The 14,430-nt window shown below is 61.8% G+C and carries 11 protein-coding genes and 1 pseudogene; 7 read left to right on the top strand and 5 right to left on the bottom strand.

The genetic code is table 11. The annotated features are described in order from the left end of the window. Nucleotides 1-101: 101 nt before the first annotated feature. The 3 genes and pseudogenes from D2E24_RS07880 to D2E24_RS07870 form a co-directional block, all read left to right on the top strand. Nucleotides 102-1,118 carry a LacI family DNA-binding transcriptional regulator gene (locus tag D2E24_RS07880; RefSeq protein ID WP_125968826.1) on the top strand — a complete coding sequence of 339 codons (1,017 nt, stop codon included), beginning with the start codon at nucleotides 102-104 and terminating at the stop codon, nucleotides 1,116-1,118. Nucleotides 1,119-1,226: 108 nt separating this feature from the next. Beyond that, the gene (locus D2E24_RS07875) at nucleotides 1,227-3,749 is read left to right on the top strand and encodes a glycoside hydrolase family 31 protein (RefSeq protein ID WP_125968792.1); all 2,523 of its coding nucleotides are present in this window, start codon (nucleotides 1,227-1,229) and stop codon (nucleotides 3,747-3,749) included. A 349-nt stretch (nucleotides 3,750-4,098) separates the two neighbouring features. Then, nucleotides 4,099-4,440: pseudogene (locus D2E24_RS07870) on the top strand (IS110 family transposase); the annotation flags it as partial. A 209-nt stretch (nucleotides 4,441-4,649) separates the two neighbouring features. On the opposite strand, the gene D2E24_RS07865 reads toward D2E24_RS07870, so the two are convergent. The 5 genes from D2E24_RS07865 to D2E24_RS10635 all read right to left on the bottom strand — a co-directional run bounded on the left by D2E24_RS07865 (nucleotide 4,650) and on the right by D2E24_RS10635 (nucleotide 8,841). Continuing rightward, nucleotides 4,650-5,051: a transposase gene (locus D2E24_RS07865; RefSeq protein WP_125968791.1), complete on the bottom strand. Its 402-nt coding sequence runs from the start codon at nucleotides 5,049-5,051 to the stop codon at nucleotides 4,650-4,652. After that, nucleotides 5,009-5,443: an IS5 family transposase gene (locus tag D2E24_RS07860; RefSeq protein ID WP_125968790.1), complete on the bottom strand. Its 435-nt coding sequence runs from the start codon at nucleotides 5,441-5,443 to the stop codon at nucleotides 5,009-5,011. Before D2E24_RS07860 ends, D2E24_RS07865 begins: the two co-directional genes overlap by 43 nt. 40 nt (nucleotides 5,444-5,483) lie before the next feature. Continuing rightward, a complete protein-coding gene (locus D2E24_RS07855; protein ID WP_125968789.1) occupies nucleotides 5,484-7,238 on the bottom strand; it encodes a glycoside hydrolase family 13 protein in 1,755 nt (584 codons plus the stop codon). 237 nt (nucleotides 7,239-7,475) lie between these two features. Next, nucleotides 7,476-8,573: an ABC transporter substrate-binding protein gene (locus D2E24_RS07850; protein ID WP_241222920.1), complete on the bottom strand. Its 1,098-nt coding sequence runs from the start codon at nucleotides 8,571-8,573 to the stop codon at nucleotides 7,476-7,478. Beyond that, nucleotides 8,479-8,841 carry a hypothetical protein gene (locus D2E24_RS10635; RefSeq protein ID WP_241222919.1) on the bottom strand — a complete coding sequence of 121 codons (363 nt, stop codon included), beginning with the start codon at nucleotides 8,839-8,841 and terminating at the stop codon, nucleotides 8,479-8,481. The genes D2E24_RS07850 and D2E24_RS10635 overlap by 95 nt, the downstream gene beginning before the upstream one ends. A gap of 351 nt (nucleotides 8,842-9,192) precedes the next feature. Between D2E24_RS10635 and D2E24_RS07845 the strand changes: the two genes are divergently transcribed. From D2E24_RS07845 to D2E24_RS07830, 4 genes are all read left to right on the top strand, one after another. Further along, nucleotides 9,193-9,855 carry a YesL family protein gene (locus tag D2E24_RS07845; RefSeq protein ID WP_125968825.1) on the top strand — a complete coding sequence of 221 codons (663 nt, stop codon included), beginning with the start codon at nucleotides 9,193-9,195 and terminating at the stop codon, nucleotides 9,853-9,855. A gap of 3 nt (nucleotides 9,856-9,858) precedes the next feature. Beyond that, nucleotides 9,859-10,974 (top strand): LacI family DNA-binding transcriptional regulator, encoded by a 1,116-nt coding sequence (locus tag D2E24_RS07840; protein WP_125968788.1) that lies wholly within the window; start codon nucleotides 9,859-9,861, stop codon nucleotides 10,972-10,974. A 180-nt stretch (nucleotides 10,975-11,154) separates the two neighbouring features. Next, nucleotides 11,155-12,585 (top strand): GH32 C-terminal domain-containing protein, encoded by a 1,431-nt coding sequence (locus D2E24_RS07835; RefSeq protein WP_241222918.1) that lies wholly within the window; start codon nucleotides 11,155-11,157, stop codon nucleotides 12,583-12,585. Nucleotides 12,586-12,812: 227 nt separating this feature from the next. Further along, complete coding sequence (locus D2E24_RS07830; RefSeq protein WP_125968787.1) at nucleotides 12,813-14,135, top strand: ABC transporter substrate-binding protein; 1,323 nt, start codon at nucleotides 12,813-12,815, stop codon at nucleotides 14,133-14,135. The last annotated feature ends 295 nt before the right edge of the window (nucleotides 14,136-14,430 follow it).

Here is a 14,430-nt window from a genome sequence, read left to right as displayed (position 1 = left end):
TTCAACTCGTCGCAGCATAACACTGTGCCTCACACAACTCTCACCAGTATGATAACGTTGTCTTACCAAGAAAACCACTATTGCGTATGAGCGAGGTTGCCATGGCAAAAGCAAGTATTCAAGCTGTAGCAGCGGAAGCAGGCGTATCCGTATCAACAGTATCGCGCACATTCGCCAAACCGGATCTCGTTCTCCCGGAAACCCGCGCCCGGGTTCTGGCAGCCGCTCGAAAACTGGACTTCCGAGTCTCCCGATCCGCAGCTGCGCTGAAGTCAGGACAATCATTCCGTATTGCATTCCTCCATGCCGACACCATTGATGTCTGGTTCAACGCAAATGTCTACCGAGGTCTTGATTCTGTATTTCACCCGGCCGGCTATGACATATCCACGTACGGCATGTCGAACGAGCATGACCGGCATCGTTTCTTCGCTGATTTGCCAGTACAAAGAAATGTCGATGCGGTTATCGTCTGCTCGTTTGACATAGACCCGGCCGAGGTTAGCAGACTTAAGGAAATGAATGTCCCCCTCATCGGAATCAATACGCCGTCCACAGCTGGATTCGACGGCACCGTGTGCATCGATGACCAGCAAAGCATGCACATGGCGCTCGGTCATCTGGCATCGCTAGGACACCGCCGTATTGCGTATGTCTGCGGCGCCCACGACGACTCCAACCATTTGCAATTCAGTGCGGAAACCCGACTACAGGGACTGCTGCGCGCCGCTGACGCGCACCCCGGCATCACCATAGAACAGATCCAGTGTTCCGATCATGACGATTCAACCAGTATGGCGATTGCGCGACTGACCACGATGAATCCATCACCCACAGCCATCTGTTTCCAGACCGATGAACTTGCGTTGCCGATTCTATACCGGCTCCCGCAATATGGTTTACAGGTCCCGAAAGACTTGTCGGTAATCGGATTTGACGATATTCCATTCGCATCCAAGATAGGGCTGACTACCTTACGGCAACGCCCGCAACATCTTGGCGCCATCGCAGCACGCAAGGCAATCAAAGCCATGGGAGGCCCGCTACCTGAGCCGCGATTCGAAATTCTGAATACCCAACTCATGCTGCGAGACACTACTGCCATCGCAGCACGATGACACCGGTTCTTTGACGCCAGCAAAGCACTACAGCCCAGACATCATTACTGTACCCTGCTCATCTTTTATACAAGTCAATATAAATCAAGTCCCAGCAAAGGAGCTCACATGTCCACCTTTCCGCAACTGGCCACGAACCCGGGCATGAACCCGGCCACGGTCATCCAGGGCGACCGCTGGCGCATCGGCGTCATCACCGAATCGCTCATCCGCCTTGAATGGCAGGACGACGGCGTTTTCGAGAATCACGCCACGCAGATGGTCGTCAACCGCAACTGGCTTGCGGCCAATCCCCCTCAGTTCACGAAGACCGAGCGCGACGGCCTGCTCATCATCGACACTCCGGCGCTCCGTATGACCTACAACATGCAGCAGTTCTCCAAGGAAGGCCTGAGCGTCGTCGTCAAGGGCGTCACCAACTCGCAGATGAACACCTGGCATTACGGCGAGGATCAGCGCGGCAATCTACGCGGCACCGCCCGCACGCTCGACGAGGTCGACGGCGAGACGAAGCTCGGTCTGGGCGTCATCTCGCACGATGGCTGGGCCGTAATCGACGATTCCACGTCGAACGTAATCGTCGAGGCCGCCGAGGTCAAGGGCGAGGCCAACCCGTTCGGCACCTGGGTCGTGCCGCGCGAGCATCAGGGCAAGGATCTGTACATCTTCGGCTACGGCCACCGCTACATCGAGGCCGTGCAGGACTTCTACAAGCTGACCGGCCCGACGCCGCTGCTGCCGCGATTCACGCTGGGCAACTGGTGGAGCCGCTACCACCGTTACACCGAGGACGAGTACCTCACGCTGGTCGACCGTTTCGAGAAGGAAGGTCTGCCGTTCACCACGGCCGTCATCGACATGGACTGGCATCTGGTCGACGACGTCGATCCGAAGTACGGTTCCGGATGGACCGGTTACACCTGGAACCGCGACTTCTTTCCGGATCCGGAGCGTTTCCAACGCGCGTTGCACGAACATGGTCTACGCACGACGCTGAATGTGCACCCGCGCGACGGCGTGCGCGCATTCGAGGACGGCTACGACGAGGTCGCTGAACGTATGGGCATCGACCCGGAATCCGGCGAACCGGTCGAGTTCGACCTGACCAGTCCGCGTTTCATGGACGCGTATTTCGACCTGCATCACAAGCTCGAAGACATGGGAACCGACTTCTGGTGGTTGGACTGGCAGCAGGGCGGCGCGACCCGCCAGAAGGGCCTCGACCCGCTGTGGATGCTCAACCATATGCATTATCTCGACTCCGGTCGCGACGGCCGCTGGCCGCTCACGTTCTCGCGTTACGCCGGCCCGGGCTCACACCGCTACCCGGTCGGTTTCTCCGGTGACACGGTCGTCACATGGGAGTCGCTCAAGTTCCAGCCGTACTTCACATCGACCGCGTCAAACATCGGCTACGGCTGGTGGAGCCACGATATCGGCGGCCATATGTTCGGTTACCGCGATGAGGAGTTGGAAGCCCGTTGGTATCAGCTCGGCACGTTCAGCCCGATCAACCGACTGCATTCGACCGATTCGTCGTTCAACGGCAAGGAACCGTGGAACTTCCACACGGCAACGCGCGACGCGATGGATAAGGCGTTGCGCCTGCGCCACGAGATGCTGCCATACCTGTACACGATGAACTGGCGCGCCGCGGCCGACGGCCGTCCGCTAGTCGAGCCGATGTACTGGCAATCGCCGGAGAACCCGACCGCGTACGAGATGGAGCAGGAGTTCCGTTTCGGCACCGAGCTGGTCGTCGCGCCGATCGTCGAGCCGATCGACGGCAACGCGCAGCTGGCGAAGGCCGACGTATGGCTGCCGCAGGGTACCTGGTTCGACTTCTTCACCGGTCGCCGCTACGAGTCGGCGAGCACGAACGGCCGCAAGCTGGAGGCGTGGCGTGATCTCGACGGCGTTCCGGCGTTCGCGAAGGCCGGCGGCATCGTGCCGCTGCAGCCGCTGGACGAGGCCAACGGCGCGATCAATTCGGTCGGCAACCCGGCGCACCTGCAGGTCGTGGTCTTCCCGGGCGCGGACGGCGCGTTCGATCTCAAGGAGGACGACGGCACGAACCAGGCGCAGCCGCTCGCTTCGGCGCTGACGTCGACGGCGATGACGTTCGACTGGAAGGATGGCGCGGCTGCCACGTTCACGATCGCGCCCGCGTCCGGCAACGTCGAGGCGCTGCCTGCGGAGCGTACGTGGACGGTCACGTTCCGTGGAGTGGCCGAGGTCGCGGCGGACGACGTGGTCGTTACAGTCGCCGGCGTGACGCGCGAGGAGGCCGAGGTCGCGTATGACGAGGCGACGCTGAGCCTGTCGGTGACGGTCAGGAACGTGCCGGTCGACGCCGAGGTGTCTGTGCGTTCGGCGAGCGGCCTGCGGTACGCCGACGATCCGGCGATCGAGGATGCATTCACCGTGCTGTACAACGCGCAGATCCGTTACCTGTCGAAGGAACGCGCCTACCAGCTGGTCAAGGAGAACGGCGCTCTTGCGCTGAACGCACTGCACACGCTGGAAAGCGTCAAAAGCGATCGCCCGCGTCACGATTTCGACGATTCGCATATGCCGGAGTCCGTGATTCAGGCCGTCGCCGAGCCGCTGCTGCGCACGGGCCGCGTCTGATGCTCTGATCCCCCCTCCAAGTGGCCCGAGTCCAGCGACGCGGGCCACTTTCGTTCTCTCGACCCGGTCGCCATTTCCCTCGCCCATTACCATGTTTTGGTAAGTTCTGATAGTCAGAACCCGGTCGCCGGTTCCGGTATGACTCTCTCGCCCTGTCGCTGATGATCCGGGGGGTGCTGTCGCCGGGAGCGGGGACGTCCGCAGACCGCTGATAGGAACCAGGCCGGTCGCACGAATGACCCCAGGGACTCGCGGCGCAGGCCCCTCGTAATGTGGCTGCGGCGCGGGCGCCCGGACTCTATCCCAGTCCACGGCGGCCACGGAACATCCCCAGACGGGAGGAACGACGATGACCCCGGACGACATCGACGTGTGGATCGGCCTGGACGTAGGCAAAAGCGCGCACCACGCGCATGCCCTCGACCGCGACGGCGCCACCGTCTACGACAAGCCGGTCAGACAGGACGAGAAAGCCATCCGGACCATGCTGGAAAGGCTTTCCGAACGAGGCCGGCCGCTGCTGGTCGTCGACCAGCCCAACACCATCGGCTCGCCGCCCCTGACCGTGGCCAGAAGCATGGGGATCGCCGTCGCCTACCTTCCCGGAGGCGCGATGCGCAAGGCCGCCCAGCTCCTGCCCGGCAGCGCGAAAACCGACCGGAGGGACGCGCGCGTGATCGCATGGGCCGCCCACTGCCAGATGAGCTGTCGTTTCCCGGTCTGCGAGGGTTGACGGCAATCCCTCGACTCCCCTTGCCAAGGTCTGTCGTACACGACGCGACCGGCTCAGTTACCATTCCCCTCGGCTCCCCTTGTCAGGGGAGCTGTCGGCGAAGCCGACTGAGGGGTAGTCAAGACCGCATCCGCCTTCGCCAGCGACGCACTTTTACTAGGGTGTGTTTACTCTAATCTGGTTTTGGTGGTGTCCTTGAGGTAGATGGCAATGAGGACGAGCATGAGGTTGGACAGGAAGGTCTCGTCGAGCCTGTCGTACCGGGTGGCGGCCTTGCGGTACTGCTTCATCCTGCAGAACAGGCGCTCCACGATGCTCCTCTCCCGGTACGCCTCCCGGTCATAGTCCCACGGGGCCGTGCGGTTGCGCCTGGGCGGCACGACCGGCCTCAGCCCGAACGACTCGGCCAGCAGGCGGGTCGGGTCCCCCTCGTACGCGCGGCCCATGAGCAGGCCCGCGCCCATGAACGCGCCGAGCGCGGCCATCGATCGGCGCCCATGGGACGCGTCGTGCTCGTTGCCGGGGCTCAGGTGGATCTCGACGAGCGTCGACTCGCTGTCGGATACCACGTGAACTTTGGTGTTCCGCCCTCCACGGGAGACGCCGACGCACCGCGGCCCCCTTTTTTCGGGGCGCCCGCGGCATGCTGGTGGACCTTCACGCTCGTGGAGTCCAACGCGAGCACCCTGACCTCCACCCCGATGATCCGCTCCTCCTGCAGCGCCGCGAACAGGCGCTCCATCGCGCCGTTCCTGGACCAGCGGTTGAACCGCTGGTAGACGGTCATCCACTTGCCGAAGCACTCGGGCAGGTCCCGCCACGGCGCCCCGGTGCGGCACATCCACAGGAGGGCGTTGACGAACGTGTAGTTGTCCACGGCCACGTTGCCGCGCTGACGCGGCAGCAGATGCGCGATCCTCATGAACTGGTCCAGCGTGATGTCATACCTCGGCGTACACATATACCGATTATCACACAACACCAACTAGCGTAAACACACCCTAGTTGAGCAGCAGCCAAGCGGTTGTATCCTGCGGAAGCAGTTTGTCGCTAATGGTTCCAGACGTTAGCACCACTTCGCCATTCGGCAGTGCAACCGGCGTTGAACCGAAGTTGGTATAACTTGCGAATCGACGGCCGTCTGCACTTGGACGCGTATAGGCAATTACATCATGGTCGGCATCGATCATGACGCAATCCGTGGTGTCTCCAGTCATTGTGAGCAGGGTGGAACGCAAGTTCAGCGTGGCGCGATACAGGTTCAGCATCGACGTGTCGTCGGCATCTTCCGCATCGGCCGCGTACTGCTTGTACCACAGTGGTTGCGGCAGATGCGGATCGGCGCTGGCCGTGCCGTCGGCCTTCGTCGCGGGGGAGAACCCGAACGAGGCGCCCGTGCCGAAGCCTGTGTTCCACTCGGCCGGAGCCGGTACGTCGGACGAATCCCACGGCAGCGGCACGCGGCAACCGTCACGGCCCTTCTCGATGAAGCGCTCGCGTGTGAAGAACGGCGTCGGGTCCTCAAGACGATCCCACGGGATGTCCGCGACCTCAGGCAGGCCGAGTTCCTCGCCCTGGTAGATGTACGTGGACCCGGGCAAGCCGAGCTCCATCATGATCGCCGCGCGAGCGCGCTTGGTGCCGAGCTCGCGATCCTCGAAGTAGCTGGTGCCGTCGCGCAGCAGCCAATCCTTGGCGAGCTGATGGTGCGAGGAGGCCGGGACCTGCGGCAGACCGTAGCGCGAGACATGACGCGGCACATCGTGATTGCTCATGACCCAGGTGGTCGTCGAGCCGTGCGTTTCCTCGGCCGACCTCAGTCCGGCGAGGATCGCGGAACGCATCGCGTCCACGTCCCAGTTCGCTTCAGCGAACTCGAAGTTGAAGACCTGGCCAAGCTCGTCGGTGCTAGCGTACAGGTGCTGATGCTCGGGCACGACCCATGCCTCGCCAACGGCGAAACGCGGCGGGTTGTACTCGTTGAAGACCTCACGCCACTCACGGTAGATGTCGTGCACTTCCTTGCGGTCCCACAGCGGGCTGGTGAAATCATGGCACAGGCCATGCTGCACTGCGAGCGGGTCCATCTGGTCGAGCGGCACGGATTCGAGGTCCTTGGACAGACCGTGGGCGACGTCGATACGGAAGCCGTCGGTGCCGTGGTCGGACCAGAAGCGCAGCGTCTTCTTGAATTCCTCGTGGATGTCAGGGTTCTTCCAGTTGACGTCCGGCTGCTCCTTGGCGAAGATGTGCAGGTACCACTGGCCGTCCGGAACCTGCTGCCAGGCCGGACCGCCGAACAGCGAGATCCAGTCGTTCGGCGGCAGCTCGCCATGCTCGCCGCGGCCGTCACGGAAGATGTAACGGTCTCGCTCGGGGGAGCCGGGAGCGGCGGCCAGCGCTTCCTGGAACAGAACGTGCTTGTCGGCGGTGTGATTCGGCACGATGTCGACGATGACCTTGATGCCGGCTTCGTGCGCGACCTTGACCATCTCATCGAAGTCGTCCATAGTGCCCAGTCGCGGGTCGACGTTGCGGTAGTCGATGACGTCGTAGCCGCCGTCGGCGAGGTCGGACGGGTAGAACGGGCTGAGCCAGATCGCGTCGACGCCGAGCTGCTTAAGATAGTCGATCTTGCTGGTGACACCGGCGATGTCACCGAGTCCGTCGCCATTTGCGTCCTTGAAGGAGCGCGGATAAACCTGATAGACGACGGCCTGCTTCCACCAGTCGTCGCGCATGTTGTTTGCAGTCATGGTTCTCTTCCTGTCGTAGTTTTCGTGGGGGGGGGGCATTGCGGCACGCACGATATGTACGTTCGTACAAATTATATAAAATGCCGTCCTATCGTAGAATGGCCGCCGGTCACCAAAAGGGAAGGTAAAAGTGAACGACGGCCGAAATATGATTGGGCGGCGATTGGCTGACTTCACCCGACAGCCAAGTCTGTTATTGAGTTATGGAATGGGCGCCCGGCAGGGGCTGGCGCCAAATCACTGGGCATCGAACGCCTTAGACTCCGGGAGCATCCCGAGAACGCTCTTGTTGTTGTCCCAGTCCTTCTTCCACCCACTGGTGAAGGCGTCCTCGAAGTCGGACCATTCGCCGCCGCCCTGCACATAGTTGAGCAGTGCGCTGGTCAGGTCGTCCTGCCACTGCTGGCTCGGCAGCGGGAAGCTGGTGACGGACGGCTTGCCTTCGTCGGCGTAGGCGCGAGCGAGCTTGGTGAGCGGGTTGTCGGGCTGGTCGTTGTTGCCGAAGGTGGTGAACGGGACGGAGAAGCCCATTTCCTTGGCGAGGGCGTTCTTGCCTTCGTCGGAGGAGACCATCCACTTGATGAAGTCGAGTGTTGCCTGCTTGTCTTCATCGGACGCGTTCTTGTTCACTGCCCAGGAAGCGTCGTACACGCCGGCCGGGCCATAGTCCTCCTCGCCCTTGATGCCCATCCAGTAGGGCAGCATGCCGAGGTCGTCATCCTCGACGCCGTTGTCCTTGATCTGGGTATAAGCCCACACGCCGTTCGGGTAGAAGGCGACATCTCCGAGTGCGAACTCGGAGATGATATCGTCGTATGTCTTCGAGCTGAGCATGGAGCTCTCGGTCGGGCTGTTGGCGACCTCGAGATCGAACAGGTCCTTGTAGTTCTTCAGGTAGGTGCCCTTGAGATCGGTGGTGAACGTGGTGTTGTCGTCACGGAACTCGTAGAACAGTGGCAGGCGGCTCATGTGCGCTACGAAGCGGTATGCGGAGGAAGAGTCGAGGCCCGGGGTGGCGATGGCGGCTTGGCTGCCCAGATCGTCCTTGTGCTTGTTCATGTCCTCGATGACCTTCTTCAAGGTGTCGTAGTCCTTGACATCGGTGTCGGACTTGATGACGGCGTAGCTCTTCTTGGCGTACTCGTTGACGATCTTCTTGTTGTAGATGATGCCGTACCATTCGGCGGCGTACGGCATGGTGTAGGCATTGTCGCCGACCTTGTGGGAGTTGGCCTTGCCCTCATCGTTGAGCAGCTTGTACACGTCGGTGTCCTGCAGTGGCTCGAGGTACTTCTGGTACTTGGCGAACTCGTCGTAGCCGGCGATGGTGAACATGGTCGGGGGCCTCGGACTTGGCCAGCTCGGAGGTCAGCGTGGATTCGTAGCTGCCGGAGGATGCGGTCTGGATGTCGACCTGAACGCCGGTCTCGGAGGTATAGTCGTCGGCGAGCTGCTGCAGCTGATCGACGACCTCGGGCTTGCCGTTGAGGAAGTAGACGTGGCCCTTCGCATCGTTGGATGCGGTGTCGGAGCCGCATGCGGCGACGCCAAAGATCATGGCTGCGGCGAGGCCGGCTGCGAAAAGCTTCTTCGGGGTGCTCATCGGTGGGATGTTCCTTTCCTGATGTGCCGAACGACGACGTTCGGCATGCTGTTCTTCTCCAAAGGGGGCGGCTTGGTGTGGGGCCTCGCCGCTCATTACCGCTAAGCGTCGATGACAACGATATCATCAAAAGGATTTGTTGGCGACTCCGGCGTGTTGCGGAAAATATGCTGCCATTGCGCGCAGTTGAACGATATCGGTGGGTGCGCAGGTTGGTGAATACGTTACCATCACATGGGATTCTTCAGTGATGCTTCGGTGCGGCCGGGCTGTGAATCTACGCCAGGGCCGGCGTGCGGGTCGTTACAATGGCGTGTATCGATCATCCCGTCCCCGGCAAAGGAGTTGACCATGGGCTTCATGTCCCCGGATTCTGCGTTCATGCGCGGACTGAGTAACGTCGCCGACGCCGTCTGGCTCAACATCCTGATGCTCGTCACTTCCATCCCGCTTGTCACGATCGGCGCTGCGCTCGCCGCCGGCCACGACACCGCCCGTCGTGCGGTCATCGGCGAAGGCCACGTCACCGCCAACTATTTCAAGGCGTTCCTTGCAAACTTCCCCAAGGCGACCGCGCTCTGGGTCGTTTTCGGAGGCGCGGGCGCCGCGCTCTCCTATGCGTGGGTTGTGCTGCAGATCACGCCGCTGCTTATCCCCAAGTTCGGTTTGACGATTCTGTGGATCATCGGCTTCGAATGGGTATGGGCGCTGCAGGCCCGGTTCGAGAACTCCTTCGGTACGGTGCTGGCCAATTCGTTCATCTTCGGTGTCTCGCACATCGGCGCGACCCTCGCGCTTGTCTCATTCGACACGGTCTTTCTAGGCCTGCTCATCGCCTCGTGGTTCTACATGCCGCAGGGCCTGTTCCTGCTGGTCGTGCTCGGCTGCGGCACCATGCTCATGCTGCATGTGCCGATCTTGGAGAAGGTCTTCGCCAAGTACGTCGAGGATAACAGGGGTGCGTCCGTCCCCTCGATCGACGCCGTGACCGATCCCGTGGCCGGAGGGCAGTGACGCATGGGCAAAGTCACGCTGCATGACGTCGCCAAAGCCGCCGGCGTCTCCATCGCCACCGCATCGTGGGCGATTAACGACAACAAGAACGTGCGCATCCCCGAAAACACACGCCGCAAGGTCCGCAAGGTTGCGGATCGGCTTGGCTACCATTCCAACGCGTTCGCCCGTAGCCTTGCGCGCGGCAGGTCCGACCTGATCGGCTTCGTCAGCGACGGCGTGGCCACGTCGCCGTTCGCTGGTCAGGTCATCCAAGGAGCGCAGGACGAGGCGTGGCGCAACGGCAAGATTCTGCTTGTCGTTGACACCGACGGCAACAAGACCATCGAGCGCAAGGCGTTCGCGTTCATGCTTGAACACCAGGTGGAGGGCTTGATCTACTCGAGTTGGGTGCACCGCGCAATCACGCCCCCCGTTGAACTCGACCGCACCGCGTCCGTACTAGTCAACTGCTTCGATGAGTTCGGCCGGTTCCCCGCCGTGGTACCCAACGAGGTACAGGGCGGTCGTGCCGCGACCGAACTGCTGATCAGGGCCGGGCATCGGCGCATCGCGTTCGTGAACGAGCCGACGATCTCTCCCGCCTCGGTCGGGCGTCTCGAAGGATACCGGCTTGCGCTGTCCGCGGGCGGCATTGAATACCAGCCGACGATGGTGATCGACGCGACCGCCGACCAAGAGGGTGGCTATGGTGCGGTCGACGCGGTGCTGGCGACCGGTGCGACGGCGGTGTTCTGCCACAATGACCGTACCGCGATGGGCTTGTACGACGCGCTGCGCGAGCGCGGTCTGCGCGTGCCGGACGACCTGTCGGTGGTCGGATTCGACAACCAGGAGGTCATTTCCGCGCACCTGCATCCGGCGCTGACGACGGTGGGACTACCGCAGTACGATCTCGGTGTGCTCGGCGTACGTTCGCTGCTGGCGCTGAATGAGTCGGTGCATGGCGATGGTGATGCGGCGGACGGAGTCGCCGTTGCGGGCGGAGATAAGGGCGTGGAAGGCATCGGTGATGAGCCTCGCCATTACGATCCGTTGCTGGTCGCTTGCCCGGCGGTCATGCGCGACTCGATTCGTGCGCGGGGGGTAACTGCGACACGCGTTGTTTCCTTGGGCTGACACTCTGCGCTTGACAGCGTCTGCGGTGGTGCCTATCATGATGCTTAATCGTTTAAATGCTTAAGCGTTTAAATGAAAGAAATACAATAGGAAATGGCCTGTTGGAAGACATGCGAAGCGGCATGTCTGGACCGATCTGTCCGGCTTGTTCCGCCCCGCGGAAACACCGGTACAGAACCGGTGGCAGATCAAGTCACACAAGAGAGGCGCATTGTGCACAAGCTGTACTATCAATTCCCCGGCACCTGGTTCGGCGACTGCATGCCGTTTGGCAGGGGCGACGAATTCTTCCTGTACCACCAGCGCGACAACCGTAATCCCGAGCCGTTCGGCGAGCCGTTCGGCTGGGACCTGTCCACCACCAAGGACTTCGTCCACTATCAGGACTGCGGCGTGGCTGTGGCGCGTGGCGGCGACGACGAACAGGACCAGTTCATCTTCGCCGGCTCCGTGTTCGAAGGCGAAGGCCAGTACCACATCTTCTACACCGGCTACAACCGCGACTACCCCGAGCAGGGCAAACCCGCGCAGGTGCTCATGCACGCCGTCAGCGACGACCTGTACCACTGGACCAAAACGCAGGACGCTATCACCTTCACTCCGCAGGAAGGCTACGATCCCGACGACTGGCGCGACCCGTGGGTCATCCGCGACGACGAGCACGACCAGTACCTGCTGATCCTCGGCGCACGCAAGATCGGCCCGAAGCCCCAGCAGACCGGCCGCACCGTCAAGTTCACGTCCAAGGACCTCAAGAACTGGACGTTCGAAGGCGACTTCTGGGCGCCGGGACTGTACACGATGCACGAGATGCCCGATCTGTTCAAGATGGGCGACTGGTGGTACCACATCGTCACCGAGTACAGCGACAGGCACAAGATGGTCTACCGCATGGCCAAGAGCCTCGACGGCCCGTGGATCGCGCCGGCCGACGACGCGTTCGACGGCAGCGCCTACTACGCGGGACGCACGTTCGAACTCAACGGCCAGCGCATCCTCTTCGGCTGGGTCGCCACCAAGGAGGACTGCGACGACGCGAAGAACTTCGAATGGGCCGGCACCTTCGTGCCGCACGAGGTCTACCAGCGCGAGGACGGCACGCTCGGCGTGCGTATCCCCGACGCCGTCTGGAGCGCGTTCAACGATCGTGAATCTGTCGCCGAGGACGCGGTCATCGACGGCCGTGACGCGCGACGCAACGTGACGCTCGCCAACGACTGTGGCGACATCTACTCGTTTGAGGCCGACGTGACGTTCAGCGAAGGCACACGATCCTTCGGCTTGCGTGTCTACCGTGACGAGGAGACCGAACGCGGCTATCAGTTCATCTTCCCCGTCGCCGAAAACCGCTACGTGTTCGAAGGCAGCCCGAACTTCCCGTGGTTCAACTGCATGAACATCGGACTGGAACGCCCAATCGAACTGACGGCCGGGCGCGAATACCACATCCAGCTCATCGTTGACGACACGATCGCCACGCTGTACGTCGACGGTGTCGCGCTCAACGCGCGCATGTACCAGCGTCTAGGCGACACGCTGAGCATGTTCGTCACCGACGGCACGCTCGACGTCAGGAACGCGACCATCGCCCGCGGACTCAAGGAGGCGTGACCGGCAGGAACGTCCTTGCGCAACGCTGAACCGGCCGGCCGGCGAATACGGTCGGCCGACGGACGAAACGATCGGCCGGACCAATGAAAAAAGCCGCCGGGTGCAACCGGCGGCAGGCCTCCACGATACGCGGGAACGGACGGCATCGGGCATTGTCCGCCCGTCCCCCGCCTCTGCAACGCAAACGCTACAACAACGAAGTTATGGCATTCCACAGGAGGGAAACCATGAAGAAGATTATCAAAGCAACGGCCGCGGTGGCGGCAGCCGGCCTGTCCCTTGGCCTGTTCGCGGCATGCGGTTCCGCGGGCGGCTCCAACGCCGACTCCGACAAGGGCCACGTCTACTTCCTGAGCATGAAGGTCGAGCAGGCCGACCAGATCCGCGAACTAGCCGACAATTTCACCGCCAAGACCGGCATCAAGGTCGACGTTGCCACCGCGTCGTCCGACACGTACGAGCAGACGCTCAAGAGCGAGCTCGCCAAGTCCGAGGCGCCCACCGTGTTCGACGTCGACAACAACGACTTCCTCAACTGGACTGACTATTACGCCGACATGTCCGACACGAACATGTACAAGGACCTGACCAAGCAGGAATACGCGATGAAGAACGGCGACGAGATCGGCGCCGTGCCGTACGTGATGGAGCGCTACGGCATCATCTACAACAAGGCCATCCTGCAGAAGTACTTCGACGCCGACTGGTCGAGCGTCAAGGACGTCGAGACGATCGACAACTTCGACACGCTCAAGACCGTGGCCGACGAGATCCAGGCGCACAAGGACGACCTCGGCATCAAGGGCGCGTTCACGTCCGCCGGCTTCGACACCAGCTCGATCAAGCGATTCGGCGACCAGCTCGCGCACGTGCCGGTGTACTACGAGTACCGTGACCAGGGCGTGACCCAGCTGCCCGCCACGATCTCCGACAAGTACATCCCGAACTTCAAGAAGATCTTCGACCTGTACATCACCGACTCCACCACGCCGGCCAGCCAGCTGTCCAGCGCGACGATGGACGACGCGAACTCCGAGTTCGCGCTCGGCGAGGCCGCGTTCCTGCAGAACGGCACCTGGGGCTACTCTCAGATCAAGGACCAGGACGTGCCCGACGAGGATATGGGCGTGCTGCCGATCTACATCGGCACCGAAGGCGAGGAAAAGGCCGGCCTGACCGTCAGCTTCCTGTACTTCGCGATGAACAAGAACGCCTCCGAGAAGGACCAGAAGGCGACCCGCCAGTTCCTCGACTACATCCTGCAGGACGACGAGGCGCGCAAGCTCGTCACCGACGAGATGGGGTTCGAGACCCCGTTCAAGTCCTACGCCGAGAACGGCTACAAGACCACGAACCCGATTCACCGCGCGAACGACGTGTACGCCGCCAAGGGCGACTACGACATCGTGATCTACCCGCTGCCGAGCACCCAGTGGGTGATGAGCCTCGGCAACGCGATGCTCGAGTACGCGCAGGGCACCGGCGACTGGGACAACGTCGCCTCCGCCTTCGTGGACGGCTGGGCCTCCGAGTACAAGACCACGCACTGAGCCTGGTCTGAGCCGCTGACGCACAACCAAAGCGCGATATAACGCCGCACGCCATAAGTGGGTGGTTCCGCCGACAACTCGGCGGAACCACCCACTTCGTTTATCGGATGAACCGATTTTGTTAGTATGACCGGAAAAGTATGGGTTTGAGTAGACTTTTCCGGTCATACTAGGGTGTGTTTACGCTAGTTGGTGTTGTGTGATAATCGGTATATGTGTACGCCGAGGTATGACATCACGCTGGACCAGTTCATGAGGATCGCGCATCTGCTGCCGCGTCAGCGCGGCAACGTGG

The organism is Bifidobacterium samirii (genome assembly GCF_003952945.1).
GTDB lineage: Bacteria > Actinomycetota > Actinomycetes > Actinomycetales > Bifidobacteriaceae > Bifidobacterium > Bifidobacterium samirii.
This window is presented reverse-complemented; position numbering and strand designations above follow the sequence as displayed.